A 26865-nucleotide genomic window follows, 5' to 3' on the forward strand; every position below is an offset into this window, starting at 1 on the left:
AACATTTTCAGGAAATACAGCAGTTTGTTTTTTTTATTAAAAATTAGAATTTATGAGAATTCTCACTTTACTGGCCTTTATTCTTTGTTCTGTCGGATTGTCATCCCAGGAATTTTGGACACTGGACAAAGCACTGAAGCATGCCGAGGAGAATAGCTTGAGCATAATCCAGGCACAGAACCTTATCCGGCAATCAAACATAGATCTTTCTGCCACGCGACAAAGGCGGTTGCCTTCACTGAATTTTTCCGGAAACCACAGTACCAGCCTGGGACGAACGATAGATCCGACCACCAATACATTTACCACCGAGAGCAATAACAACCAAAGTTTGAGTCTGAGTACGGGAATTCAATTATTCAATGGCGGGTTACTTCACAAACAAGTGGCTGATGCACAACTTTTTCAGGATATTTCAAGGCTTAGTGCAGATGCAACAGAGCAGGACGTAAAACTTCAGGTGGTGCAATTATTTTTTCAGGCATTATTTGCGCAGGAAAATGTAGAGATTGCCGTATCTAATTTGAAGTTACTGGATGAACAAATGATCCGTACAGAAAGAGAAGTAGAGGCGGGATCAAAACCTGAAAATGAACTGTTAGAAATTGAGGCCGAATACGCATCATCGGAGCAACGGTTGATAGAAGCCCAAAATCAACAAGATGTAGGGCTTCTGCGATTCAAACAGGTTTTACAATTGCCGGTAGATAAGGAAATAGAGCTGGGATATCCCGATTTGCTTGATACGGAAATCGAACCCTGGCAGGCATTAAATATGACCCAATTGCGATCAAAAGCTATCAGTGTATCGCCGGAAATTAATGCCGCTCAGCTCCGGATAGAAAGAGCACAGCTAGGGATTGGGATTGCACAGAGTCAATACTATCCGAGCATTTCATTGGGAGGTTCATTTAGTACAAATTTTTCATCCGTGCGTTCACAGGCAATACCTACGGGAGTATCCATTGATGAACAAAACGTTTACTTAAATGGAGATCAGGTGGTTGTAGGGTTTGAAAACCCTACCTACAGGTTTGAGCCCATACCGTATACCAATCAATTGCGCGATAATTGGGGGTTGGGTCTGGGACTTTCGTTATCGTTGCCTATATATTCGCAAGGCCAAATAAGTGCAAACGTGGAAAGGGCTAAGATCAATCATCGAGATGCAGAAATACAAAAAGAATTGCAAGAACAGGGATTTCGAGAAGAGTTTGAAATAACCATTACAGATGTTAAATCTTCTTATAGAAGTTTTGTTGCAGCGCAAAAAACTCTAGATGCATCAACAAAATTCTTTGAAAATGTTAATTTAAGTTTTAAGTTAGGGGCTTCAAATAGTTTTGATCTAATTAATGCTCAAAATAGAAAAGAACAGGCTGAAATAAACTTGATCATAGCTAAATATGATTATTTGGCAAGAAAAAAGAGCCTGGGAATCTATTTACAGGAATAATTTGCGGATGGATAATGCTTTAATTGTTTTTTTGAAGAACTTTGAAAAGGGGCAGGTAAAGACCCGTCTAGCCCGATCTTTGGGTGATGAAAAGGCGTTAGAAATATATAAGTATCTGGTAGATCATACCATTCGACAGGCAATCGAATTGAATTGTACCGTTTTTCTGTACTTCAGTGATTATATTGATACGGATTTCATAAAGGAATTACAGTCGCAATATGATTTATCTAAATTTGAATATAAGGTTCAAAAAGGCCAAAGCCTGGGAGATCGAATGTGGAATGCCTTTGTCGATACACTTTTCTTATATGAGTATGTAATGTTAATTGGTACCGATTGTCCCTATTTTGTGGCTTCGGAAATGGAGCGTGGTTTTCGATATTTATATGAAAAAGATGTCGTTCTGGGACCAACCAATGATGGGGGGTATTACGCCATTGCCATGAAAAAGGATTACAATTTTTTCAAAAATATAAAATGGTCTACGGAATCGGTATTACAAAATACAATTGCAAAAATTATACAAAAAGGGCTCGAAGTACGTATGTTGCATATTTATGATGATATTGATTACCTGGAGGACTGGAAGAATTTCAAAGATTTTAGTGCCTTTATAGATCAGCATATTGCCATTTGACTTTTACCTTTCGTAAGCGCATTTTTGAATCTATCACGTTGGGCGGCTGCTGACAAATTTCATCCCATACTTTGTTGTGCGTCAGTCATGTAGTCCCGGTTATGTTCAATCCCGTGGGGACGTCCAGAACAATATTTTCATTTCATTGGCCCCAAAGCTTATTTTTAAAAACGCTTTTACGAGATTTACCTTCAATTAACTTCCGCTTATATTTAGGTTTAGGAAAAACTTTGATCCATAAATCCTTGTAAACAAATGATAATTAAATCTATTCTCGATAATGATTTTTACAAATTCACCATGCAGAATGCCGTAATTAAGCATTTTCCTGATGCCTTTGCAGAATATTCATTTATTAACAGGGGAGACCACAAATTCCCCCCGGGTTTTGGTGAGCATTTGCAGCAAGAATTGTCAACCCTGGCCTCCCTTTCGCTAACTGATGAGGAGTATACCTTTTTGAGGGAAAATTGTCCGTACCTGGATGCTACTTACCTTGATTTTCTCCGTGGTTACCGATATGATCCTTCCGAAGTATGTATCAACCAGATGGATAGTTCGCTTAAGATAGAAATAAAAGGGCCCTGGTATAGAACCATATTGTGGGAAGTCGTGATCATGTCGTGTATTTGCGAATTATATTACCAATATTCGGATTCCAACAGACTCGGGGATGAAGAAGTGTATAAAATTGCAGAGAATAAAATCAGACACTATAGGGATTTACAGCTTTATATCGCAGAATTCGGAACCAGAAGGAGACATTCACTTGCTGTTCACGAATTGGTAGTTCAAGCCTTGAAAGACCATGGTGGTAAGTATTTCAATGGGACCAGTAACGTACATCTTGCACATAAATATCAATTAAAGCCTATCGGGACCCACGCCCATGAATGGTTTATGTATCACGGTGCCAGGTATGGTTTCAAAATGGCGAATACAATGGCATTGGAACACTGGGTAAATGTATATCGGGGTGACCTGGGAATTGCATTATCGGACACATATACATCCCTTGTGTTTTTTGAAAGTTTTGACAAGAAATTTTCAAAATTATTTGATGGTGTACGACATGATAGTGGTGACCCCATCCAGTTTGCGACTATGACGATTCAGCATTATCGTGATTTGAAAATAGATCCGCTGAGTAAAACCATCATTTTTTCCGATGGATTGAATCCGCAGAAAGTAGATCGAATAGCTCAATTTTGTACGGGTAAAATAGGGTTTAGTTTCGGTATAGGGACTAATTTTACGAACGATGTAGGACTGGAGCCCATGAATATTGTTATTAAAATGACTGCGGCCAAACCTCATAAAAGTGGTTGGATACCGACAATTAAATTATCTGATGAAACGGCAAAGCATTCGGGAGATCCGCAAATGATCCAACTGGCCAGGCAACTCATCGATCTACAATACTAAGGCGATTATAATCTGATTTTTAGATTTAATTAAGTTTTGTGTACCGTAGTAATAAGCGATAATTTAGTATATTCCAACTCGTAGATTCTAATTTAATTTTAATGTAGAGCATCGGGCTATATCAATGAATTTTATGTTAATTTGAATTAGTAAATTCCTGATACTGCGAGGGCTTATAATTAAAAATCGGGTTACAGGTAAATATTTCAGCTTTAATGAAATCTTTTTAGCGGGTCAGGTCGGTAAAAATTGACCATCTAATAAAAATGTGCAGTCCGGGACTTTATTTTTCTATTAAATAAACGTAGGATTATACTTAGTAATAACTTGTATAAAGCGTGAAAAAAAACTTCACAAATAATTTATAATATGGATATTAAGCAAATTTTCAAAAACAATCAAAATTGGGTTCAAGAAAAATTGAATCTTGATTCTTCTTATTTTAAGAACCTGTCGAAAGGGCAAAGTCCGGAAATTCTATACATAGGATGTTCTGATAGTCGAGTAACAGCAGAAGAACTTATGGGGGTTTCTCCAGGAGATGCCTTTGTTCATAGGAATATTGCCAATATGGTTCCAAATACAGATTTAAGTGCTATGTCAGTAATTGATTATGCTGTTGTGCATTTAAAAGTTAATCATATAGTAGTTTGTGGACATTATTATTGTGGTGGTGTAAAAGCTGCTATGCAATCGCAAGATTTAGGAATCCTTAATCCCTGGTTACGGAATATAAGAGATGTTTACAGGATACATAAAGAAGAACTCAACAGCATAGAAGATGAAGAATCAAAGTACAAACGACTTGTTGAACTCAATGTACAAGAGCAATGTATAAACACCATTAAAACAGCAGAGGTTCAACGTGCCTATCGGGATAGAGGTATTACAGTCCACGGTTGGGTATTTGATATTAATTCAGGCGGTCTTATCGATTTGAAAATTAATTACGATAAGATTATGGAAAATGTTATGGAAATTTATCACCTGGATTAAAACAGAATGCATTCCCAATCATTGTGTCTGGTGAAAAGATAATGGCACAGATTATTTTGGAAAGCAAACAATAAAGGGTAGGTATGTGCATATATTTCCGGTGCTATATCCAAAACGATTGAATTCGACCGGTATTTTTGACGAAATTCTCCGTAATTCCAGCATCAAGCCTCGGCTTACCTACAGCAGGTTTACGGTTGCTTCTTCGTCCGGATCAATTTCCTCTATTTAAATATTAACGGACAATCCAAAGCGTATCGGGTATATCGTAGATTTCCTTTAATTCTAAATTAATTAGATTATATTTATAAGGTCAACTTTTCTGTAGAAGTTGGCCTTTTTAATTGGATACCATGGAGATTATTTTGGTTATAGTCGCAATTGTTTTGCTCCTGGGTGGGATCGCCGGAAGTTTTTTGCCTGTTTTACCGGGACCTCCACTTGCCTGGGTAAGTTTGTTGATTTTGCACTTTACGGCGTATGGAAATTTTACCAGTCAGTTTTTGACCCTCTCTTTTTTAGTGATGGTAGGGATTGTACTACTGGATTTTTTTATTCCCATGATAGGGACGAAAAAGTTTGGTGGAAGTAAATCCGGTCAACGCGGGGCTCTGGCCGGAATGATTCTAGGTTTGTTTGGGGGGCCTTTGGGTATCATCATTGGGCCTTTTCTGGGTGCGCTGGTTGGTGAATTATTTTTTGACCCCCGGGATTCTTCCAGAGCTATGAAGGCTGCTTTTGGATCCTTTATTGGTTTTCTTATCGGCTCCGGCCTTAAGCTGGGATTATGCCTGGTTTTTGCCTGGTATTTTTTCTCCGAATTGATTGGGTAATGATATAATACCCTGTATGGGGTACGATGAATAATGGTAACCCGGAAGTAAAATGCCAATTATTGTTCAAGACCAGGGTAGTATTCCGTACCTACAAAATAGCGGTTTACTATAATCTATTTTCAATCTTCTATTTGTCCGAAAGGTGATAAATTTCCTGCTAGTATATGGCTTGTATTAGATTTATTGACTGGATGGATGATTTTGAACAGTGATTTATACCACCAGTCCGTTGTCCTGAAAGCCGGAATTAAAACCTATTTTTTGTGGTACGTTATCATCAAAATCTTCCCATTTAATCATATCGCTCAAAAAGGTATCCATATAGCGGATAAGGAAGGCATCTGTAAGCTCATCCGGCCGAATAATTTCAATAGTTTTGGAGGGTTTGGGCTTTGCTACTTCTTCGATATGTGGATAGGCGATCATAATTATCAACTTACCATTAAATAACTGTTGGAAAATTAACATGCCATTACTTTTGTAAAGGTTTTTCTTAAAATCCTCACCTACGCGCTCATAGATTCCACTGGGTTCTACTCCCAGGGTAAATACCAATGCTTCGAGATTCCCGAGTTGGTCCCTGGTTTCTATAGTAGCCGAAATTCCCGTTTCTTCAATTACCTGGTTTAGAAAATCTGTAATCCGGGGTTTAAGGTTGCCCTCCCATTCGTTTCTGTAGTCTTTGGTGTTTTTTACTACGGATTGATATTCTTTAACTCGTTGTGATAGGTTCCCCAGTTCTTTCATAAAATGATCGTATTATATTTTGATTACAGGATAAATTTTATTTAAATCGTATGGAAAGTCCACCGAGAACATTGATGCCCAATCCCTGATAATTTTGCCAGCGAATATAACGACTGTCTGCCAAATTATTAAATTGAATAAAAGCGCCAAAACTTTCTGTGAATAAATATTCCCCGTTTAAATTAACATCAAATACTGCATTCGGTACTTCAAATTCATTTTCAGGATGGGGCACGGCAGAAAGATAGCTAAATTCCAGGCCGAGATTGAGCCTCCCGTCCAATAACCCGTATTTTCCACCCAACTGTACTTTGGTAGAAGGGATGTACCAGGCTTTTTCAATTTCTTCCATATCGTAATTATCATACCGGATCAAAGAATAGATATTTAATTTGTCCAGTATCGGCATACTGACAGAAAGTTCTGCATAGATATTTTTTGCATTTTCAAAAATAGGTGCGTACAAAGGGTAAGGATCTTCATTAGTGATTTGGAAAATGGCTAAATTTTCGATAGACCGGAATCCACCCCGTAAATTGTAATTAATACCTGTCATGCTTCCTTTTACCCCGGCATAATAGTCATTGATATTGGACAGGGTAAGGCTGTCAAAAACATGGTCGACAAAGGGGTTCTCATGGATTAATGAGCGCATGCTGTTGATTTTATATTTTCCGGTAGCTCCGGCAAATATATTTAAGCGGCTATCCAATAGAGAATATTCAATTTCTACATCCGGTTTGACCCCTGCATCTTCCCCAGAAGAAAGTAGGAGAACACCGCCTTTAATTTTGAAATTCCCGGAGGAGAATTGAATATAGGGATTGAATTCAAAGTAATTTTGTTTGTGCTTTGTGCCGTCATCATAAATATCGTTGAAACTGTTGAGATTTAACGAAGCCAACCACTTGTCGCCAAACTTTTTATGGACGTTTCCGTAAAGATTAAAGGTATTGTCCGATTGTGCAAAATTGGATTTTAGAAATTTCCCTTCGACAGCAACGGAATAATCAATACCAAAATCATTTTCCTCAAAATTATTTATGTTAGCCCCAAGTGTAAAATCATTGTACTTTACTTTATCCACGTTTAGTGAACTATCAATTATCTCGCCCACCGGATTGTAATAGGTGTAATGATCAGTCGCAAAACCGGCATACGTATTAATTTTCAATCCCACATCGGTGTAGAAATTCAAATCTCCCTTGAAATCGATATTCATTGCCTCACGGCCCTCTACTTCATGATCCTGCAATCCCCTGACATCGCCGAATACGTTTGCTTGTACGCTTTGATTTATAAAAAAATTATACCCGCCCTGTACAAGATAATTTAACGGATATCCGGCACCGGCTTTTAAATAGCCACCATAAGTGTCGGGGCCATCACCGGCCCGATACCCCAATGGTTTGATCTCGGGTGCATCGTAGGTTAATTCTTCCGTATGGTCTTCTACGCTGTACCTGAATTCCTTTTCTGATTTAATTTCTTCTTCCGAGACCGGGTCTATGGGAATTCGTTTGGAATCTATTAATCTCGCTTCGAACTGTTTTACAACTTCCACTTCGCTGGTAGGGAGGTCAGATTGGGCCTGCGTGTTAAAGGCGAATAAAACCAAAGCGAAAATGGGAACGATATATTGATATTGTATTTGCATTGCAAAAGGTTTCTTGATATTAATTATTTTCATAATCCAATTGTAGTTCACCCGAGTTGGATGATTCGTCAATCCTACTGTTTTGTTTTTCCAATTGTGTGATTTGCTGCAATATGGCATCGGCTTCGGAAATAATCCCTGGGTCGGATGAGAAGTTTTCCTTAACGGCTTCCACGGCGGCACGGGCGTTAAATAGATCGTCCTGTTTAATCAGGATTTTGGAATTTAATAATAGGCTTTTAGCTACCCAGTAAGGATATGCGCCGTTTTCAGTGTAGGCTTCTTTGGATTTTACTGCTGCCTGTTCATAATTTTCCTGGTCGTATAATATTTTAGCAATAAGGTAACGGGATTCTGCCGTTTGTTCGTTGTCAGAATTTTGAATGACAAATCCGAAGTTTTGTAATCCTTCCATAGGTTGCCCGGCTTCGATAGCTGCTTTCCCGATTGTAAAGTAAGCCAGGCTTTTTTGATCAGAATTCGCTAGTGGATTGTCTTTTACTTTATTGGCAAATTGTAGTATGGCCTCTTGATTTCCAATTTCGAATGCAGAATTTAAGGCATTGACCTGAGCGGTGAATTTTTCGTCATTACCGGTTGCCAGTTCTTCGTACATTGCATAGTATTTCAAGGCTTTTTCAAAATTTTTCTGGTCATTATAAGCGATAATGGCGGCTTTTTTTACCGCATCCCGGTAATAAGAACTATTGCCTTTTGCAATTACTTTTTCATAATCATTAAGCGCTTCACCGAATTTTTTCAGCAATACATTTGATTCCCCCCGGTTGAATAACGCATCTAATACGTACAATCCTTTGGGATACCGGTTTAAATACTCTCCGTAGGCAAGTGCTGCCTTTTCATATTGCCCGTTTTCATAAAAACTGTTGGCCACACTGTATTGGAGGGAATCCTTTTGCTTTTGTCCTACTTTCATACCCGGTACTGTTTCCAAAACATCAAAATAAGCGTCGGTATTTCCCTGGTCGATTACATAAATTTCTTCTATCGCTGCCAGGGCATTCCTGGATTCCTCACTGGTAGGGTTGTTATTGAGAATTTCCTTGTAATAGCCGAGGGCCTGGTCGCTATTCCCCAGGTTGTATTCGATAAGACCGAGTTTGAAATAAGCTTTGTTGATTAAATTACTCCTTCCTTTGTATTTACTCACCAATTGTCTGAGGGGGATAATGGCCTGTTGCATTTCATTCAATTCGATGAAGGTATTAGCTTTTTCAAAGAGTGCAGCATCAGCATACGATGAACTGGGTTGTTCGGAAATCAATCGATCCAGGCTTTGCATTTTGCGGTTGGGCTGGTTTAATAGACCCTGGATTTGTGCATTTTGGTACAAGGCATAGTCATACCCCGACACCTTTCTATTGGCTGCCTCCAGGTAACGCTGAGAGGCTTTATTGTAATCCCGTAATTTGAAATAACAGTCCCCGATGCGTATATATGCATCGCCCATTATGCGGTCTGATAATTTGGATTGATCATTCGATACGTTTTGAGAGCCGGCTTTACTTAAGGAAATACTGCTTTCAAAGCTTCTTATTGCCTGGTCACAGTCATTGGTTTTTACGTGGTTATATCCCTGGATATAATGCGCATAAGATTCAGATACTTCAAAATCTATTTTCCCTGCCTGGGCATTAGCTGCCTTGGCTATGGCCAGGTATTTATTGATTTCTCCTTCACTCTGGGCATATTTCTCCTGTCGGCTGAGAATTTCCCCCTTCCAGAAAAATGATTTTGCCTGAAGGGCGGTAGAAGGGGTGTATTTCAAACTTTTTTCGAGATTGCCCAGGGCAGCACTTAAATCATTATTCTTGATATCGAGAGAAGCCTGGTTCAATGTAATTTTTTGATACGCCTCTTTCAGGGAAGGAGATAATTCATCCAGGCGCTCCATTATTTCTATGGATTTCTTGAAATTTTTGGTATTAATCAATACTTCCGCCATTAATTCCTGTGCTTCATTGTAAAATTGAGAGGTAGGTAAAAACTTGGAAAAGGCATTGATTGCGTCTACATCATATCCCAACTCTGCAGATAGTTTCCCGTAATTCAATAATGAATTCTCGCGCAGGGGCATGTTGTCTTTGTACTGCACTACATTGTAGAATGCATTTCGCGCAGAACCTTTATTCCCGACCTGCATATAGGATTCGGCCAGGTAATACATTGCCGTTTGTCCCAGACTGTTTTCTTCATTGCTCAATTCTTTGAAGTTGGGGATGGCTTTTTCATAATCCCCGTTTTTATACTGTACGTATGCCAGTTGGTAAAAATCTTCAGCACGCATACTACCGGAATTTGCTTCGTATTCTTCCAGGTAGGGTTGGGCTTTTTCATAATCTCCGAGCTCAAAATAACTTTGACCTATAAGTTGATTAATCTCTTTTTGATTCCGGACCCCGCGTTCCTGGGAATAGGGGAGGGCATAGGAAATTAATTCCTGATATTGACCATTTGCGAAGTAGATCTGGGTTAAATAATAGGGGATTAGCCTTCCATATGATTTATCGTTCTCGGCTACTTTCCAGGCACTAATTGCTTCCTGAAAGTCTTCCTGAAAATAAGCGCAGACTCCGTAGTAGTAATTCAAGTCGTAATAATATTCACTTTGTACGTTTTTCGCTTTATGGAATTCGGCTTGTGCTTTTTCAAAATCCTTTTTAACGAAGTAACTATATCCAAGTTTGAAAGCGGTCTCACTGTATTGTTCTACATCTAGTGTGCCTGAAGCAATCATAGAATAGTATTGTATGGCCTGGTCATATTTCCGGGATCTGAAATAGTAATCCGCGAGATTGAATAATGCTTCATTGGCCTGAGGATCCGGTTTATACTTTTCTATAAAATCTACCAGTAGTTCTTCTCCGTCGGGTTGGTCACTATACAGGGCGGATTGGGCTTTTAATAGCTCGGCGTGTATACGGATGTTTTGAAATTCTGATTCATATACCTTTTTGTTGGTGGCCAGAAATTCATCGATCATGGGAATTACCTGTGCAAACGCATTTTTGTTGTAAATTTCCAGCGCTTGCCGGTACTGTTTGAATTCGTCGAGATCCTTATAAGAATATTGCCCGAAAGATGGAAGCGAAATAAGTAACCCTGCCATCAGGGCCAGTCCCTTTAATACGTTTTGTATCATAATACGGTGGTCATTTTTCTTCAATTAAGAAAGCTAAAGTACTTGTTTTTATTGTATCATATCCACAAATAATGTAAAGGTACATTATTATGAAATGGATACAAATTTAAAAAGATACTTATATGTTAAAAATGTAATGGATGGGCTGTTGAGCCGGAAGCCGGGAGTCGGAAGTCCGAAGCTTGCCACGTATGACGTGGAAGGCAGCCTGAAGAAGCCTTTCCAAGGGAGTCCTTTGGACAAGCCACAAACTGTACGCTTCAAGTCAGAAGGAAGAAAAGAATAATGAATTTTACTCAAGATTAGAACCCGGCATTTTGGGACTCGAAGCTCCGATTAAAGGGGGTGAAAAGCCTAAAGTGAGCGCGAATTTGGCAGCTCTCCATGAAAGGGGAAATATGATGTCCTACTGTCTTTTCGTTGAGTTTAGGCGCTGTGTGTGATGATGGCATGGTGTAACTCTATGTTTACTTCTGTGATAGCCTATGATCTGAACTATTTTTGTCATCAATACTATCCTATGAGGGATAAAGTTGAATACCGGGTACTAATTTTAATTCTTTTTGGATTGAATGAAATATAAATATGTTTTGTTTCTATTAATGTGAATTTTGTCGAAATCAATTTGTCGAAATAATTACTTAATTTAATAAAATATTTGTAATGTATTTTGTTATGTTATGAAAATGTATTAAATTGGAATCACTGTTAATTTTTACACACTTAAAAAACCACAGATCATGAGTTTGAAAAAGTACTTTTCGCAAGCCACCTCAATCGCAGGCCACCTCAGTCGCAGGCCACCTCAATCGCAGGCCACCTCAGTCGCAGGCCACCTCAATCGCAGGCCACCTCAATCGCAGGCCACCTCAATCGAAGTAGTCTTATTTTAAAAATTTTGTTCAGGTATAAATTTCTTGTTTTGTTTTGTCTGATTTCAAATTTGGGTTATTCACAATTTGAAGTTTGGACCACCATAGAACCAAGATTAATTTATCAGGGTGAGCATTTTGATGGAAATAAAGGAGTTCAAGGATTAGAATTTAATATAGAGAATAAATCTGTTTCCCCAGGATCTGGAAGAACTGCATCTGCCTATTCGCAATGTAATAGCGGTATTGGAGAAATGGAGATTAAATATCATACAGCTTTGGGTGAAAATGAATTTGATCTTTATCTTGTAGCTAATGATAATGGTATACATGGATTATCAATTATAGATGCCATTTTGGTTGAACAACATGCTTTAGGCCAAGCTCAATTAGATAATTACAATTTTATAGCGGGAGATGCCGATGAGGATGGGGATGTAGATACAACCGATACAAATCTTTGGCAACAGGCAATTATGTCTTCGTCGGGCTATTGGCCTTCTGATGAATATTGGATGGCGATTCAAAATGCAGATAAACATAATTTCGAAAATGCATCTCAGAATAGTTCCCTGTATAGCTATGGGTATGATCCGATGGAGAATATATCGGTTCAGGGAGATCCCAGTAGTAGTGGAACGGTGGATAATTTGTTTTCTTTCCGGATAATAAAAAAAGGCGATTTGAATGCAAGTAATTGCTATTATTGCTGGAGTAGTTGTTCGCCTCCCAGCCTAAAGAAAGTAGAAGAAATTAACCTGGATCTGGCAGAGCAAAGGAAGCATAGAATACGTCTTGGTATTGACCGTTCGAATGGGATAGCCGGACTACAATGGTTCCTTGGCTATAATGAGGATGAATTGAATATCGTAGATGTCCGGTCGGATTTGCCAGGATTTTCTAAGAAAGATTACAGGATAGAGAATGGGGAATTGAGAGTTGTTCATTTGGCCCCGAAATTGGGTAAAGGCTTGGAATCCACTACGGATTCTTATATTGAGATTTTAGTAGAGTCTAGAAGCGATAAGTTCCTAAATCGGATTTCTACATTGCATACTAATTCCATTGAAATAGTGGACAGTGAAGTTAATAAAATTTCCAATGTTTCGTTGGAAGTGTCGGGTGTTGACCAGTCTGGCTATTCATTAACTCAACCATCTCATCAGTTTTATCCCAATCCTGTAAATAATCGATTGAATACAAATATAGTATCCGGTCAAAGACAGAATGTTGAAATCCAATTATTGGATGTACAGGGCAAAATTCTATATTCCGACACCTGGTTGATGGAAAAGGGGAAGAATACTAATATTATTGACTTTGCGAATTATGCTTCAGGTGTTTATTTCCTTCGGGGCCTGGGGGAGAAGGGATTATCCTTTCACCAGAAGATCATTAAGTAGTTAATATAGAATTGAATGGCCAGGATATTTTTGTGGATGATGGTATTTTCCCCATTGTGTGTGCATACACAGGATATTTATCTGGGAACCTTGAATGAGTTATATAGAATGGATATAGAGACTTGTGTGACTAATATATTGCCATACACACCGACTAATGCACAGCGAAGAGACTTGTTACATGATTTAGCCTTTCATCCCAATGGAAAATTATATGGAGCGACTACGCAAGATTTAATTGAAATCGATTTGGTTAGTAATAAGGTTATATTGTTACAATCCTGGAATGAATCTGACGCGAAATACGCAGGTATAGCGATTAATGAAAATGGAGATTTTTTGGTAAGTGAATTTGGCAATAGTATTCTCAAATATGATGTGAGAGGTAATGTCTTTTTTGAAGAGATAGAATTAAATGAAGGCATTTATCTCTTTTGGGATTTTTACACTAATGACGATATTATCAGCAGGGATGGAAATTTAGATAATAATAGACGATTTGTAACAACAGTCAATTTGTATAATAATGGTATAGATACGTTAATGGAGTTTAATGAGTCGATTGGTTATCAAGTTGGACCTATTTCAAAGTTTTATAATTTATGCGGCAATCCTTTTTATATTGGTCAAGCACTTGGGTTAAAAGATCCTCAAGCAATTCACCCTGGATTTATGTTGCGCATAAATTTTGAAAATGATTCATTTGAGGAGTTATGTACAAATAATGAAATGGAAACTATATTGGGGACAGCGAGCACAGACGACTTCCGCCAAAACGGCTACTTAGTCGACCTGGACGGGGACAATTCTTCCGGGCATATGACCGGGGGAAACTATGATACCCTTACCCGGTGCAATCCCGCCGGACGGATTGCTGATGATGATATATCCTACCGGCTGTGCGGAGAAGACATAGATTATATTTCTTTCCGTATCAAATATGCGGATGAGTTCGCTGTGCCCTTCGAGGAAATTACCGGTTCCGAATCCCTGGAGCGTACCGGTCCCCACCGGTGGGAGTGGCGTAATCCTTACGGTAATGATACCGAAAAGATATCCGAATTCCTGCGCAGTGTGCGGTACCGGGCGGATTGGCCTGAGGAAAACGGATACGAACGTACCATAGTGACTACCACCCATATCGGGGACGATTCCACTTCTTCGTGGAGTGTATTGCAACTTTCCGGGGAAGTGAGCCGGGCGGGCAGGGATACTACTGTTTCTTATTGCAGTACGAAAGGATTTATCAATTTACGGCAATATTTGTCTCCCATGGCCAATAAAACGGACGGGTATTTCGAACCGGAATTATCGGCAGGGGGACTTTTTGAACCCGGCAAAGACCCGGACGGGGAATACCTTTATATAGTAGATAAAGAAGGATGCCGTGACACGGCTGTGTTGACGGTTTCGCGCAAGAGTGAATACGACCTGGACTTGAGGAGGTATAAAGTGTGCAGAGGGAAAGGCGCATCCGGGCCGGTAAAACTACCTGGTAAAAACTATGATTCCATCCTGTGGTGGAACGGTGAGACGGGGTATTCTACGGTAATCCGACCGGATGATCACGGTGTTTTGTGGGTGGAAGCAGTAAAAGATGGGTGTACCTACCGGGATACGCTTTCGGTATATTCCGTATTGGGCGGAGGGGTAGCATTCGATGAAAAGTTTGCGGATACTGTGTTTATATGTAGTAGTGAAGAAACAGAAATACAGGTTCGTAGCCTGGATTCCATTTATGTGAACGGCCAAGTATATTATGGCGGTGAATATATACCTTTTTTGTCTCCCGGGGTTTATGAATTGACGGGCCATAAATTTGACTGCGTAGTATCCAAAGAAATCACGGTATTGCGTCTGGAAGAGGAATCAGACCTGTATTCAAATAGTTATCCCTGGTGCGAAGGTTCTTCACTGAAGCTGGAACTTCCGGACAAGGAAGGGGTGGAATTTAACTGGTTAGATGGGTATGCTGACTCCGTCCGAGAGATTGGTGCGTATGGTGAGTATCCATTTATGATACAAAAAGGGAATTGCCAGGCGGAAGCCAAATATACAGTGGTTCCTGATGACGACTGCGGTGGCGGCTGTCGCATAGTCATACCCAATGCTGTATCGCCGAACGGGGATGGAATGAATGATGATTTGGACCTTATTGTCAAAGAGTGTGGGGATTTTGGTTCCTTGACATTGTTTGATAAATGGGGTAGTGAAATGTACCATTCAAACGAGTCTCGAGTACCCGCTGCAGTATGGGACCGTCTGCCCGTTGGGGTTTATTTGGTGAGAGTATCCTATCAAGATAATGCGGGGAATGTGAAAGTAGAGGCAGGATCCGTGTTTTTGTTACGGTAACTTTTTGGTCGGAAAGCAGTAAAAATATTTAGTTAACCTGAGTTCTACGAATGATTATAGCTTCAGGGGGAACGGAAGGAGTATATACAAGGCTTGCCCCGAAACTCTGGGCTAGCGCCGTTTATTGGCTAACGTTGGTACACATCGTAAAAAGAAGATATGATATAGACTTGATCCACCCCCTTGCCCCCGCCAGCGGGGGATAATACCCCGACACCGAAATAAAATTTTTCTTTTGATCACTCAAGTCGCTTCTGATTTTATTATTGTTCCATATTTGTTCGAAAATTTCCCCCGCCAGCGGGGGTGCCCAACGGGCGGGGGTGGATTCTGCCTATTTAATAGAGCTCATATAGTTGATTTTAGATGTGTCCCAACGACAGCGTTTATCGGAGGTCTGCCCCGTTCTTCGGTGGCTTGTCCCGTTTATTGGTGGCAGCTTCCTGGAAAAGTAAAGTATAATAGTGAATTGTTTTAGTTAGATAGAGAAATACGGGTTAAACAGCCTCAAAATTGATTGAATGGATGGGAGGGTAAAGTCGGAAGACCGAAGCTTACCAAGTATTACGTGAGCCTGCCCCGTATGACGTGTGCTTGCCACGTATGACGTGGACGGCAGCCTGAAGAAGCCTTTCCAAGGGAGTCCTTTGGACAAGCTTCAAGCTGTATGGTTCAAGCCAGAAGAAAAGAATAATGAATTTTACTCAAGAATAGAACCCGGCATTTTGGGACTCAAAGCTCCGATTGAAAGGGTTAGAAGCCTAAAGTGAGCTCGAATTTGGCAGCTCTCCAAGAAAGGGGAAATATGATGTCTTCCTCAATTACCCGTCTGTTCCTGAACCCACTTAAAATAAGATGCATTGGTTTCTACTTCGGAGAATAGCAGACAAGGCACATCATAAGGATGTTGCCGGTCGATCTCTTTTTTAAACCTATCTTTGACCTGTAAAGAAGTTTTGCAATAAATGATATACTCCTCTTCATTATCTACCTTGCCTTTCCATTCAAAAAAGCTTGTTGCCGGCCAAGTAACGCCACAGGCTATAAGTTTGCTATTCAGTAATTTATTGATTAATTCATGGGCTTCCTTTTCCGAACCGATCGTAGTGTAACAGGTTAAAATTTGGCTATCAGACATATCTTTAATTTTTATATGTGTAGCCAATAAAGATAGGGAATATGGGGACCAAAGTAAAACTGCATTTTGACATTGATCTGCAGTTTCCATTGCTTATTACTGCTATCCAGACACTTTCCCAGGGATTTTCAAAAGTCAACAGGGATATAATATTAACCTGCGTTTGATAAATCCATAATAAAAATTCGTGAGCCCGGATCAAGAGGGCGTATTTTATGTGCTATAAACCTTCTATTTTTTCCCGATAAAGCCAGGGACGGTTGCCGCCGCATAACGGCGCAAGTCTTGTTAAATGCGCTTCCGGTCCCTAAGGACCCATACTGAATCGTAGCGCTCAGGTATAATCAATACGGGAGGAATTGAAAAGCAAATAAGGCGGAAAACCCCTTTGTGGAAATATCCACTGTTTAGGCTTTACATAGAAAGGATTTCTGCCATGCGTATCATTTCCTGTTTGGGTTCTTTTACTTCGGAAATAGCATCTTCAAAATCCGAATATACCACTTCGTCATTGATGAGTCCTACGGATTTGTTGTAAATTCCTTTTAAAAGTCCATCTACAGCCCCGGCTCCTAACCTGGAGGCTAGCACACGGTCATGGCAAGAAGGGGCACCACCTCTTTGCAAATGTCCTATAATGGACACTTTAGCTTCAATGTCTTTATATTTTTCTGAAACAGCTTTGGCAATTTCCGAAGCACCTCCATTTTTATTTCCCTCCGCTACCACAACGAGGCTAAATAACTTTCCTCTTTTATGTCCTTTTTTAATTTGATGCACCATTTCATCAATGGTTTTATCATTTTCGGGAATCAGGATCCCGGTAGCCCCACTTCCGATCCCGGCGTGAAGGGCAATATATCCCGAATGTCTGCCCATCACTTCAATAAAGAATACCCGGTTGTGGCTATCCGCCGTATCCCTGATCTTATCCACTGCATCTACTGCTGTATTAAGTGCCGTATCAAAACCTATAGTGAAATCCGTTCCAAAAATATCATTGTCAATAGTACCGGGAATTCCAATCATCGGGAAATCAAATTCTTCTGAGAAGATCTTGGCGCCCGTATAGGTGCCATTTCCCCCTATGACTACACAGGCGTCTATATCATGAGCCTGCAAACTCTCATAGCCTTTTTGTCTTCCTTCGGGAGTATAGAACTCTCTGCTTCGGGCTGTTTTGAGCATTGTTCCGCCTCTGTGTATAATATTTCCTACATCATTGGTTTCGATTCTTTTGATGTTACCATTGATCATTCCTTCGTATCCACGGTAAATGCCGTAAACGTGTTTGTTGTGGTATGCTGCAGTTCTCACTACTCCCCTGATGGCAGCATTCATTCCCGGAGCATCTCCTCCTGAGGTCAAAACTGCTATTCTATCAATATTTCTTGCTTCCATAATTACAAGTCCTTAGTGTGAAAAATTTCTAATTGATGAATCGGTTTGAGTACTATAGTCCCCATGGTAAGTCCTTTCTCTGATAATACCTCTTCCAGAATTTCTTTAAAATGAATAGAAATAGAGCCGACAAAATTAATTGGAAGCTCTTGAACTTTGGGGTATTTTGATAAATAATTCCTTATCAAATGTTGAAAGGCATCACGAATTTCTTCCCTTACAACCATTTCATCTTTGAACGTACCTGCAAATTTAGCAAAAGTTGCCAGATACCTGTTTGGTTTCGGGTGATTATACAATTTCTTAACAAAGGCAGAGCGGTTACCCAGTTCAGGTTCAAGTTCTTTTTTGATGTGTGGCGGAAGGGATTCACTGTAGAAAAGTTTAATAATTCTTGTTCCCAGATCCACTCCACTTCCTTCATCCCCGATCATATGCCCCAGTCCATTGTAATTGGCAGCAATGCATTGGCCGTCAAAATAACACGAATTAGAACCGGTGCCGAGGATACAAACGATCCCTTCCTTATTTCCCAATGTCGATCTTACCGCAGCCACGACATCATTGTTGACTTCTATAGCTGAATGCGGGAAATAGTGGGTATATATTTCTGACAAAATCTCTTCTTGTTCTTTACCGGATACTCCTGCGCCATAATGATAGATTTTCTTTATATCTTCCGGTTTCTCAATGGATGCAACCCCGTCTTTTATATGTTCGCGAAGTAAGTTGTACTCGATAGTAGAAGGATTTATTCCGTCACCTGAAAATCTATTCTCGACTCCTTCTTTCGATATGACACTCCAATCGCTTTTTGTAGAACCACATTCTAGAATTAATATCATTAAGATTACTTTAATGGATGAATTAATTCAATCTCCTAAAAAACGGACAATATTAAAAGAAAATTCGCAATTTTCAGATGATTTGAAAGGAATATTCCATGATCCGGTGTAATTAATTTGTCCGGGATAGTATTTATTTTCGTATTTGATGGTTTCTATATTCATTTCTACATCAAATGAATAGATAAGGGTTTTATAGGCAAGTTGGATCCTGCGTCCGAGGATTTGGAAATTATCTTTTTTAAAATAAGTCTTTAAGGATTTTACAGCGGTTGCTTTTTCAGGGCTATCCGGTTTGACTGTTACTTCAAAAATGTAAGCTGGGGAGGGAAAAGTTATGGTATCTGTTTTTAGGTAAAAGTTATAGTGCTTTTTCAAATCTGAATCAAATACAGAAAATTTATGTCCAATAAAGGGAATATCTATCTCCCGGCCCGGTTGGAAAACCAATTTTTTCAATTCATTAATATACGATTCCATTTTTGAATCCGGATCTGAATATTCCAATTTACTGATAGCGGTATCTACTTTTACTTTCCCATTGGTGAAAAATAAACGGTCGTACATCGCTGCGGTAAAATACCGGTAATCGCCATTGCCTTTATAAAATTTTTTATCAAATTGTTCCGAGATTATTTTATTGCTTCTGTAATTATGGTCAAAATATTGTACGCGCTCGGACCGCAAATATGTTTTCGGATTAAAATTTTTATCATAAAAATACAACTCAGACCGAAATTGATATGAACTGCTTCTCAGATTTCGAAACGCTTTGTAAAAAGTGGTATCATGTACCGTCTGGTCAATAAAGTATTTGATATCTAATTCTGCAGGTGGGGCCTGAATGGTAAGCGAATCAATTACCAGCACCGAATAGATATCATCAATCAGGGCGGAATCTGGCTGGCTGTATAAGTGATTACTGGAAAAGATAACCAATAACAACAACCCCCTTAGAGGATTCATAGGTCTTCTATATCTTTGAATCCTTCTATTTCCCGGCGATCTTTTTTGGTGGGGCGCCCAAGACCTTTTTCTCGAAATTCACCCTTTGATTTACCCACATACCATTTATTGAATTTATTGAGTTCCTCCTCCGGTGTATTATCGGTATAACACGTGATAGCAATTGGTGCCCCGACTCGCTTATCGATAATTTTATCTACAGTGAATTCATAGATAAACCCATTTTTTTTCACCGTCAGGTTATCGCCTACCGTAACGGTGGATGAAGGTTTGACTTTTTCTCCATTAATGGAAATATGACCTTTTTTAGTTGCATTGTTGGCCTGTGTTCTTGACTTAAATATCCTTACAGCCCACAGCCATTTATCAATTCTCGTCTCCTCCATGTATAATTACTTTAGTTCCATTGTAGATTCATCTAGCACGGGTCTTTTCATATTCAGCGATTTTAGTGTATCAACAATGGTAGAAGTTACCAAATAATTCCTGTACCAACTTTGGTCAGCAGGGATAATATGCCAGGGGATGGTACTATTATTGATAGCGTATTCGTAGGCTTCCATGTATTGATCCCATAGTTTGGCTTCTTCCCAGTCATTGGGGTTATGTTTCCAATTTTTTTCAGGTTCATCGATTCGTTCCTGAAGTTCTTTTTTCTGATCTTCCGCTGAAATGTGAAGGTAAAATTTTAATACAGTAGTGTGGTTGTCGTATTGCAAAAGTTCTTCAAAACTATTGATAGATGCCATTCTTCGGTGTACCCGTTCTTCATTTATCCAATTATGAACCCTTTGAATTAATATATCTTCGTAATGGGACCTGTTGAAAATATGGATCATTCGTTTTGCCGGTACTTTCTGATGCACTCTCCAGAGAAAGTCGTGACTCAATTCCTCCTCTGTCGGGGCTTTAAATGAAAAGCAACGGATTCCTGCCGGACTGCATTTTTCAAATGCGGCCTGGGTCGAACTATTTTTTCCGCTGGAATCCATTCCTTGCAGCACTACTAAAAGGGAATGTTTGTTTTCTGCAAAAAGGGTAGTTTGTAACTCCCCGAGTTCTTTGGCGAGTTCCTCTGTAGTGTCTTCTGTGTCGGATTTATCAATTGATTCAGGTGCTCTGGTCGAAATTTCATTTAGTCTTACCATTTAAATACTTTTATTTCTTCGAATTAAAAAAGCTCTTAGAACGTCATTGAAATCCCTGTTGATATCGGCTAATTGGAAGTCAATTCCAAATTGCATGCACTTTAGTTTCAAATGATTGAGGTATGAATCCATTCTTTCTCTATATACAGATTGCAGATCTTGAGGCCTTACTTTAAGTGTCTCACCGGTTTCATAGTCAATAAACTTCATTGGTTTGTTACTATATTTGAACTCCACTTCTTTCTGAAGGTCAATTACATTGAAAACAATAACTTCATTTTTATTATATTTCAGGTGCTGTAGCGCTGAAAAAACCGGGTCGAGATTATCCATTTGGTCAAAGAAGTCGCTGAAGATCACTACTAAAGATCTTTTTTTGATCCTTTCTGCTACTTCGTGCAGGGCCTCTGCAATGTTTGTGGTTTTACTATGGTCCGGTGGATTGTGATAGATATCATCAAGGTAAGACATTAGTAGTCTCATTTGCTTCAAACTACCGGAAGCTCTTCTGTGAAGGTGAATGGATTCATCAAAAAGGGTTAGCCCAAAGGCATCTCTTTGTTTTTTCAAAAGATACATAAAAGAAGCTGATGCCAGTGCGGACCACTGAATTTTTGACAATTGATTAATGCCTTTTCCCCGGTTACTCAATGTCATGGAAGAGGATGAATCGATCACGATCTGGCAGCGGAGGTTTGTTTCGTCGTCGTACCTTTTGTTGAATAATTTATCTGTTCGCGCAAATACTTTCCAGTCGATATTTTTAGTCGATTCCCCCGGATTATAGAGTTTATGTTCTGCAAACTCAGCAGAAAAACCGTGATATGGGCTCTGGTGCAAACCGATGATAAACCCTTCAACCACTTGCTTGGCAAGTAATTCAAAGTTTTCAACCTCGTGAAGGGAATACGTTTCATTGAGTGATGCCATAGATCCAAATATATAAAAAAGCCTCTACATACAATTATGATAGAGGCTTAATATCTTGTTAGCTAATTTATAAAAATTAGGACAAGTGTTCTTCAACTTTTCCTGCAAGCGTCTGCTTTGTAGTAGCGCCTACCAATTTATCCACGATTTCTCCATTTTTGACAAAAAGGATAGTGGGAATGCTTCGAATTCCATACTTTATTGATAAGTCAGGATTGTGGTCTACATTTACTTTTCCAATCAGGGCTTTGCCGTCGTAATCCTCTGCCAATTCCTCAATAAGAGGGCTTATCATTTTACAGGGACCGCACCATTCAGCCCAAAAATCTATAACAGTAAGGCCTTCTTTATCCAATACTTCTTCCTGGAAATTCGTGTCTGTTAATTCAAAAGCCATTTCGCATTAATGTTTTAATTTCTAATAAATAAGGCAAATATCGATGAATAAACGCAAAAAATGATACGATGGTTTTAAAAAAATAAATAAATAATAAATTTATCTTTTTATTGGTTAGAACTTATAATTATTCTGTGTTTTTGAATTAAACAAATAATGAAAATTACCTCAAAAAGGATCATCGCTTTTTTTAAAGATCATTCCGGATTTACTTTTGCTTTATTTGTCGGTTTTCTTACCATGTGTTTTGGAATATGGGTGAATGCAAGCCAGGACCATGCAGATTGGTTCTATAAAACTATTTTTGTCCCGCTAAATAAAAATTTGCAATCGGTAGGTAAATTTTCGGAAGTGCCCGTCTATCAGGTTTTACTGGCCATTACATTTGTCATTATTGTAGCCGGTATTATAGGTCTTCGATCCGACTCGTGGCGCCATATTTTATTGAATTCCCTTTTGGGCGTCACCACTTTTGTGATTTTCGTCGCTTGTTTATTTTATTGGATGTGGGGATTTAATTACGCCCAGGAATCCATTTCCAGGACTTATTTTAACAATGAGTTTGTCGAGGTCGATACCAATCAGTTTAAAGACAGGTGGAAAAGACAGACCCAACGATTAAATTATTTAAGGAGAAATGCGCCGCTTCCTGATACGACAAAGGACTGGACAGGAACATATTACCATCATTTGCTGGATAAGGTCAAATCTACCGTCCATGATTTTGGAAAAGATTCCAGTCTCAATCCGGCATGTAAGAATTTTGTACCACCAGGTACGCTACTGCGTTTAAATACAGCGGGGTTTTATTTTCCCTTTGGATCCGAATCTTATATTGACAAAGCCCTTTTTACCGGCCAAAAACCTTATGTAATAGCCCATGAATTGGCACATGGTTTCGGTGTGACCGATGAAGGGGATGCCAATTTTGTTGGATATCTTTCGTGTCTCAAAAGCGAAGATTGGTTCGTGAAGTATTCAGCAGAATTTACCCTTTGGTTGTATATGGCATCTGATGGGCGGAAACTCAATCGTACATTTCAAAATGAAATGTGGGAGTCACTTAGTACCGAAGTTAAATCTGATTTCGCTGCACGCAGAAAATTGGATGAAAGATATCCTGAATTTATGCCTAAAGTCCGAAATAAAATATACGGTTCCTATTTGTCATTTAACAAAGTAGAGGGCGGCCTCCAAAGTTACAACAGGCTGGTAAGAATGGTATTGACCTATGAAAAATCAAACTAAGGATCTCAATGCGTATATTTTTTATGTAAATACAATAAATATTATTACTTTTGATAATATGTTAATGCAAAACATCTAAATATGGACACCATTGTAGAACCGCAAATTCAAGATTCAGTGAAAAAAGAATATGTTGACCATTATGTCCTTCAGTTGAAAAACGCTGATATATATCAGAAGGATTATATGGTGTTGAATAAAGTTAATTTGCAAATTGTACCGGGTGAATTTATTTTTTTAATTGGTAAAACAGGATCCGGTAAGTCTTCCTTACTGAAGACTATTTACGGAGCTCTTCCACTCCATGCAGGGGAAGCCACGGTAAGTGGGTTTGATATGAAATCAATTAAACGGGGAAAACTCCCTTTTTTACGTAGAAAACTTGGAATGATTTTCCAGGATTTCTTATTACTTGATGATCGAACGGTATATGACAATTTAAAGTTTGTCTTGAAAGCCACCGGTTGGAAAGTTATTAATGAAATAGATCAAAAAATAGATAATGCACTTAAGGAAGTGGGCCTGAGATACCAGGCGCATAAATACCCTCATCAATTGTCTGGGGGCGAGAAGCAAAGGGTGGCTATTTCCAGGGCTTTATTGAATTCACCGGAATTGATTATAGCAGATGAGGCAACAGGTAATCTAGACCCTGATACCTCCCAGGAAATTCTGAATTTGATATTGAATCTTCAAAAAAATCACAATACAGCGGTTTTATTTGCGACCCATGACTATACATTAATTGAAAAGAAACCCGATGCACGGGTGCTTAAATGTGAAAAGGGGCAGATTATTGAGTTGTAAGCCTGAAAGATGGAAGCCGGGGAGTCGGAAAGTGAGATCCGGAGCCTATGTGCCGTAAACGGTAGAATTTGATTTAAATTTCGGCAGTAAATGAATTATTCGATTTCTATAGGATCCCTTTGATATATGCGGGCTAACTTAAGTTTCACAAGTCTCGGTTAATACGTATTACTTTCCAGGTCCGAACTTAGAGAATTTTATCTGTAATTGAAGCTAATAGAATTAGCAGTTTTTATTTCACTTTAACGTCCTGTTCAGGCAGTTTAATTGTTTTTCAAAGAAATTCACATGGTAAATAGGGTAATCTTCATACCCGGTCGACCATACAACCCTTACTTTATCGATAGGAACTTTTCCAAGGATTTTTTCCTGGCTGGCATCAATTGGGTAGATCCCCGTGAGAGAGTATCCTTCTCCTTTTTTATCCAATTTGGGATTAGATTCACTTGAATTATACAATGTGACTGTTTTCCCATCCATCATAAACAGCCTTAACAGGCTGCCTTGTTTCAATTTCCCAAATACAGTAGGGGCACTTTTACTAAGGATGTAGAAAGATAAAGTCAAATATTTATAGCCACCGTTAATGGATGTTAGCTTGCCATTTGCAACCAATAATTTTCTTTGCTGCAAATAGGGTTTTAGTTTACCCGGGGAGTAAGAAAAGAATTCTTCAAAGCCCAATTCCCGTTTATTTTTCCCCATTAATGGGTCGTAGGTATTGATCGTATATTCACAATTGTAATCAAAAGATATGGTGGATAAATCGGGTGTGATGTTTGAGTACGAATGGTAAGGATTTATGCCATTATTCTTTTCTCGTTTTAAGAATTCAAATAATTTGGGGAATATGGTATCACCTGGAGACAGGGGACCTGAAAACCTCATTGTTGACTGAAAACCCGGCGACTGTTGTTGATGTTCAATTGCCGGCAGGTTATCGGGTAAACAAAGCACAATCAATAAAAACAGCGTTAATATTTTATAAGAATTTGCCATAATTTCCATATAATGCAGCGTTACAAAAATACAATAAAAATAAGAGATGCTATGGAAGAATTAAAAAAGTATCTGGAATCACAAAAGGACAGATCGCTGGAAGAACTAATTCGTTTTTTGAAAATCCCTTCCATTTCTGCTGATTCTAATTACAAGGAAAGCGTAAGAGAAGCCTGTAATTGGCTGTCAGGAAGATTGGAAGAAATAGGGATACAAACGGTAAAAATATATGAAACGGATGGTCATCCTATTGTGTACGGTGAACTTATAATCGATAAAAGTTATCCCACAGTGTTGTTTTATGGACATTATGATGTACAACCACCGGATCCTATGGATTTGTGGGATTCTGAACCTTTTGCCCCGGTCGTGAAAAAAACTAAATTACACCCGGAAGGGGCTGTTTTTGCCAGGGGAGCTTGTGATGACAAAGGCCAATTATATATGCATGTAAAGGCAGTGGAGGCATTGATTGAAAATAATTCTCTGCAATGTAATGTGAAGTTTTTGTATGAAGGTGAAGAGGAAGTTGGTTCGGAAAATCTGGATCAATTCTGCATGGAATATAAGGATATGTTGTCCTCGGATGTTATTTTGATAAGCGATACTTCTATCTTGTCAAATGACACGCCTACCATAACAACCGGCCTTCGGGGACTGAGTTATGTTGAAGTGGAGGTTACCGGGCCCAATAAGGATTTACATAGCGGTGTTTACGGAGGGGCCGTTGCCAATCCTATAAATATTTTGTCATCAATGATAGCCTCGCTACAGGATGAAAATGGAAAAGTAACCATTCCTGGATTTTATGATGATGTAGAGATCGTTTCGGATAAGGAACGGGAGCTTATGAACGAAGCACCATTTGACCTTGAACAGTATAAGGCTGATCTTGGTATAAAAGAAGTGAAAGGTGAAAAGGGGTTTACTACTTTCGAAAGGACATCCATACGACCTACACTGGATGTCAATGGAATTTGGGGTGGGTATACCGGAGAAGGGGCGAAGACGGTCTTGCCATCAAAAGCATTTGCAAAAATTTCTATGCGGCTGGTCCCTTTTCAGGATCCCGATAAAATAACCGCTTTGTTCAAAAATCACTTTGAAAAAATAGCTCCCGAATATGTATCAGTTAAAGTAAAACCCCATCATGGAGGTCGACCTGCAGTGACCCCCATTGACTCTGAAGAATATGCGGCAGCTGAAGCTGCTATGGAAGCATCTTTTGGTAAAAAACCGATTCCAATGCGAAGTGGTGGGAGTATCCCAATTGTAGCCATGTTCAAAGAAGTACTGGAAACCGATAGCATCCTTATGGGCTTTGGCCTTGATTCGGATTCTATCCATTCCCCCAATGAGCATTATGGTTTATTTAATTTCTTTACCGGGATAGAAACCATCGCCGGGTTTTTGAATAATTTGAGTAAGCAATAATA

The 26865-nt window shown here is 39.1% G+C and carries 23 protein-coding genes; 11 read left to right on the forward strand and 12 right to left on the reverse strand.

Features of this window, described 5'->3' with window-relative positions:
• Positions 1 to 52: 52 nt before the first annotated feature.
• From LVD47_RS07190 to LVD47_RS07210, 5 genes are all read left to right on the forward strand, one after another.
• On the forward strand, positions 53 to 1456 hold the full coding sequence (locus tag LVD47_RS07190; protein WP_236974889.1) for a TolC family protein: 1404 nt from the start codon (positions 53 to 55) through the stop codon (positions 1454 to 1456).
• Positions 1407 to 2096 (forward strand): TIGR04282 family arsenosugar biosynthesis glycosyltransferase, encoded by a 690-nt coding sequence (locus tag LVD47_RS07195; RefSeq protein ID WP_236974890.1) that lies wholly within the window; start codon positions 1407 to 1409, stop codon positions 2094 to 2096. The genes LVD47_RS07190 and LVD47_RS07195 overlap by 50 nt, the downstream gene beginning before the upstream one ends.
• A gap of 255 nt (positions 2097 to 2351) precedes the next feature.
• Positions 2352 to 3521 carry a nicotinate phosphoribosyltransferase gene (pncB, locus tag LVD47_RS07200; RefSeq protein WP_236974891.1) on the forward strand — a complete coding sequence of 390 codons (1170 nt, stop codon included), beginning with the start codon at positions 2352 to 2354 and terminating at the stop codon, positions 3519 to 3521.
• Positions 3522 to 3890: 369 nt separating this feature from the next.
• Positions 3891 to 4517: a carbonic anhydrase gene (locus LVD47_RS07205; RefSeq protein WP_236974892.1), complete on the forward strand. Its 627-nt coding sequence runs from the start codon at positions 3891 to 3893 to the stop codon at positions 4515 to 4517.
• A gap of 353 nt (positions 4518 to 4870) precedes the next feature.
• Positions 4871 to 5350 (forward strand): DUF456 domain-containing protein, encoded by a 480-nt coding sequence (locus LVD47_RS07210; protein WP_236974893.1) that lies wholly within the window; start codon positions 4871 to 4873, stop codon positions 5348 to 5350.
• A gap of 216 nt (positions 5351 to 5566) precedes the next feature.
• Here LVD47_RS07210 and LVD47_RS07215 read toward each other — a convergent pair whose 3' ends face one another.
• The 3 genes from LVD47_RS07215 to LVD47_RS07225 are packed head-to-tail and all read right to left on the reverse strand — an operon-like array spanning position 5567 to position 10920.
• Entirely contained in the window at positions 5567 to 6100 is a 534-nt protein-coding gene (locus tag LVD47_RS07215) for a hypothetical protein (protein ID WP_236974894.1), read from the reverse strand.
• Between the two features lie 37 nt (positions 6101 to 6137).
• Complete coding sequence (locus LVD47_RS07220) at positions 6138 to 7790, reverse strand: TonB-dependent receptor (RefSeq protein ID WP_236974895.1); 1653 nt, start codon at positions 7788 to 7790, stop codon at positions 6138 to 6140.
• Positions 7777 to 10920, reverse strand: a complete 3144-nt coding sequence (locus tag LVD47_RS07225) for a tetratricopeptide repeat protein (protein ID WP_236974896.1) — start codon at positions 10918 to 10920, stop codon at positions 7777 to 7779. Before LVD47_RS07225 ends, LVD47_RS07220 begins: the two co-directional genes overlap by 14 nt.
• Positions 10921 to 11014: 94 nt before the next feature.
• Here LVD47_RS07225 and LVD47_RS07230 point away from each other — a divergent pair, with 94 nt between their 5' ends.
• The 3 genes from LVD47_RS07230 to LVD47_RS07240 all read left to right on the forward strand — a co-directional run bounded on the left by LVD47_RS07230 (position 11015) and on the right by LVD47_RS07240 (position 15550).
• Entirely contained in the window at positions 11015 to 11206 is a 192-nt protein-coding gene (locus LVD47_RS07230) for a hypothetical protein (protein WP_236974897.1), read from the forward strand.
• 657 nt (positions 11207 to 11863) lie between these two features.
• Complete coding sequence (locus LVD47_RS07235) at positions 11864 to 13195, forward strand: T9SS type A sorting domain-containing protein (protein WP_236974898.1); 1332 nt, start codon at positions 11864 to 11866, stop codon at positions 13193 to 13195.
• Positions 13196 to 13210: 15 nt separating this feature from the next.
• A complete protein-coding gene (locus tag LVD47_RS07240; RefSeq protein ID WP_236974899.1) occupies positions 13211 to 15550 on the forward strand; it encodes a T9SS type B sorting domain-containing protein in 2340 nt (779 codons plus the stop codon).
• Between the two features lie 817 nt (positions 15551 to 16367).
• On the opposite strand, the gene cutA is transcribed toward LVD47_RS07240, so the two are convergent.
• The 8 genes from cutA to trxA all read right to left on the reverse strand — a co-directional run bounded on the left by cutA (position 16368) and on the right by trxA (position 22375).
• Positions 16368 to 16688 (reverse strand): divalent-cation tolerance protein CutA, encoded by a 321-nt coding sequence (gene cutA, locus LVD47_RS07245; RefSeq protein ID WP_236974900.1) that lies wholly within the window; start codon positions 16686 to 16688, stop codon positions 16368 to 16370.
• 414 nt (positions 16689 to 17102) lie between these two features.
• A complete protein-coding gene (gene pfkA / locus LVD47_RS07250) occupies positions 17103 to 18089 on the reverse strand; it encodes a 6-phosphofructokinase (protein ID WP_236974901.1) in 987 nt (328 codons plus the stop codon).
• Positions 18090 to 18091: 2 nt separating this feature from the next.
• Positions 18092 to 18934 carry a BadF/BadG/BcrA/BcrD ATPase family protein gene (locus LVD47_RS07255; protein WP_236974902.1) on the reverse strand — a complete coding sequence of 281 codons (843 nt, stop codon included), beginning with the start codon at positions 18932 to 18934 and terminating at the stop codon, positions 18092 to 18094.
• A gap of 27 nt (positions 18935 to 18961) precedes the next feature.
• On the reverse strand, positions 18962 to 19900 hold the full coding sequence (locus LVD47_RS07260; protein ID WP_236974903.1) for a hypothetical protein: 939 nt from the start codon (positions 19898 to 19900) through the stop codon (positions 18962 to 18964).
• Positions 19897 to 20286, reverse strand: a complete 390-nt coding sequence (locus tag LVD47_RS07265) for an RNA-binding S4 domain-containing protein (RefSeq protein ID WP_236974904.1) — start codon at positions 20284 to 20286, stop codon at positions 19897 to 19899. The genes LVD47_RS07260 and LVD47_RS07265 overlap by 4 nt, the downstream gene beginning before the upstream one ends.
• Before the next feature lie 6 nt (positions 20287 to 20292).
• Entirely contained in the window at positions 20293 to 21048 is a 756-nt protein-coding gene (locus LVD47_RS07270) for a PPK2 family polyphosphate kinase (RefSeq protein ID WP_236974905.1), read from the reverse strand.
• Complete coding sequence (locus LVD47_RS07275) at positions 21049 to 21978, reverse strand: DUF58 domain-containing protein (RefSeq protein ID WP_236974906.1); 930 nt, start codon at positions 21976 to 21978, stop codon at positions 21049 to 21051. It lies immediately after the preceding gene.
• A gap of 76 nt (positions 21979 to 22054) precedes the next feature.
• The gene (gene trxA, locus LVD47_RS07280; protein WP_236974907.1) at positions 22055 to 22375 is read right to left on the reverse strand and encodes a thioredoxin; all 321 of its coding nucleotides are present in this window, start codon (positions 22373 to 22375) and stop codon (positions 22055 to 22057) included.
• Positions 22376 to 22531: 156 nt separating this feature from the next.
• On the opposite strand from trxA, the gene LVD47_RS07285 reads away from it, so the two are divergent.
• Both LVD47_RS07285 and LVD47_RS07290 read left to right on the forward strand, forming a co-directional pair.
• Entirely contained in the window at positions 22532 to 23623 is a 1092-nt protein-coding gene (locus tag LVD47_RS07285) for a DUF3810 family protein (RefSeq protein WP_236974909.1), read from the forward strand.
• An 81-nt stretch (positions 23624 to 23704) separates the two neighbouring features.
• Positions 23705 to 24430 carry a cell division ATP-binding protein FtsE gene (locus tag LVD47_RS07290; protein ID WP_236974911.1) on the forward strand — a complete coding sequence of 242 codons (726 nt, stop codon included), beginning with the start codon at positions 23705 to 23707 and terminating at the stop codon, positions 24428 to 24430.
• A gap of 237 nt (positions 24431 to 24667) precedes the next feature.
• Here the strand turns inward: LVD47_RS07290 and LVD47_RS07295 are convergent, their stop codons facing one another.
• Positions 24668 to 25429, reverse strand: a complete 762-nt coding sequence (locus LVD47_RS07295) for a hypothetical protein (protein WP_236974913.1) — start codon at positions 25427 to 25429, stop codon at positions 24668 to 24670.
• A gap of 51 nt (positions 25430 to 25480) precedes the next feature.
• Between LVD47_RS07295 and LVD47_RS07300 the strand changes: the two genes are divergently transcribed.
• A complete protein-coding gene (locus LVD47_RS07300) occupies positions 25481 to 26863 on the forward strand; it encodes a dipeptidase (protein ID WP_369427757.1) in 1383 nt (460 codons plus the stop codon).
• The last annotated feature ends 2 nt before the right edge of the window (positions 26864 to 26865 follow it).

This window comes from Membranihabitans maritimus (assembly GCF_021729145.1).
Taxonomy (GTDB): Bacteria; Bacteroidota; Bacteroidia; order Chitinophagales; family Saprospiraceae; genus Membranihabitans; species Membranihabitans maritimus.

Excerpts from the sequence above, each read along its gene's own strand:
- cutA (WP_236974900.1), bottom strand. The coding sequence starts at position 16,688 with ATGTCTGATAGCCAAATTTTAACCTGTTACACTACGATCGGTTCGGAA.
- LVD47_RS07220 (WP_236974895.1), bottom strand. The coding sequence starts at position 7,790 with ATGAAAATAATTAATATCAAGAAACCTTTTGCAATGCAAATACAATAT.
- LVD47_RS07205 (WP_236974892.1), top strand. The coding sequence starts at position 3,891 with ATGGATATTAAGCAAATTTTCAAAAACAATCAAAATTGGGTTCAAGAA.
- LVD47_RS07215 (WP_236974894.1), bottom strand. The coding sequence starts at position 6,100 with ATGAAAGAACTGGGGAACCTATCACAACGAGTTAAAGAATATCAATCC.
- LVD47_RS07255 (WP_236974902.1), bottom strand. The coding sequence starts at position 18,934 with ATGATATTAATTCTAGAATGTGGTTCTACAAAAAGCGATTGGAGTGTC.
- LVD47_RS07225 (WP_236974896.1), bottom strand. The coding sequence starts at position 10,920 with ATGATACAAAACGTATTAAAGGGACTGGCCCTGATGGCAGGGTTACTT.
- pfkA (WP_236974901.1), bottom strand. The coding sequence starts at position 18,089 with ATGGAAGCAAGAAATATTGATAGAATAGCAGTTTTGACCTCAGGAGGA.
- LVD47_RS07230 (WP_236974897.1), top strand. The coding sequence starts at position 11,015 with ATGGATACAAATTTAAAAAGATACTTATATGTTAAAAATGTAATGGAT.
- LVD47_RS07195 (WP_236974890.1), top strand. The coding sequence starts at position 1,407 with ATGATTATTTGGCAAGAAAAAAGAGCCTGGGAATCTATTTACAGGAAT.
- pncB (WP_236974891.1), top strand. The coding sequence starts at position 2,352 with ATGATAATTAAATCTATTCTCGATAATGATTTTTACAAATTCACCATG.
- LVD47_RS07190 (WP_236974889.1), top strand. The coding sequence starts at position 53 with ATGAGAATTCTCACTTTACTGGCCTTTATTCTTTGTTCTGTCGGATTG.
- LVD47_RS07265 (WP_236974904.1), bottom strand. The coding sequence starts at position 20,286 with ATGGAGGAGACGAGAATTGATAAATGGCTGTGGGCTGTAAGGATATTT.
- LVD47_RS07260 (WP_236974903.1), bottom strand. The coding sequence starts at position 19,900 with ATGAATCCTCTAAGGGGGTTGTTGTTATTGGTTATCTTTTCCAGTAAT.
- LVD47_RS07290 (WP_236974911.1), top strand. The coding sequence starts at position 23,705 with ATGGACACCATTGTAGAACCGCAAATTCAAGATTCAGTGAAAAAAGAA.
- LVD47_RS07300 (WP_369427757.1), top strand. The coding sequence starts at position 25,481 with ATGGAAGAATTAAAAAAGTATCTGGAATCACAAAAGGACAGATCGCTG.
- LVD47_RS07210 (WP_236974893.1), top strand. The coding sequence starts at position 4,871 with ATGGAGATTATTTTGGTTATAGTCGCAATTGTTTTGCTCCTGGGTGGG.
- trxA (WP_236974907.1), bottom strand. The coding sequence starts at position 22,375 with ATGGCTTTTGAATTAACAGACACGAATTTCCAGGAAGAAGTATTGGAT.
- LVD47_RS07285 (WP_236974909.1), top strand. The coding sequence starts at position 22,532 with ATGAAAATTACCTCAAAAAGGATCATCGCTTTTTTTAAAGATCATTCC.
- LVD47_RS07240 (WP_236974899.1), top strand. The coding sequence starts at position 13,211 with ATGGCCAGGATATTTTTGTGGATGATGGTATTTTCCCCATTGTGTGTG.
- LVD47_RS07295 (WP_236974913.1), bottom strand. The coding sequence starts at position 25,429 with ATGGCAAATTCTTATAAAATATTAACGCTGTTTTTATTGATTGTGCTT.
- LVD47_RS07275 (WP_236974906.1), bottom strand. The coding sequence starts at position 21,978 with ATGGCATCACTCAATGAAACGTATTCCCTTCACGAGGTTGAAAACTTT.
- LVD47_RS07270 (WP_236974905.1), bottom strand. The coding sequence starts at position 21,048 with ATGGTAAGACTAAATGAAATTTCGACCAGAGCACCTGAATCAATTGAT.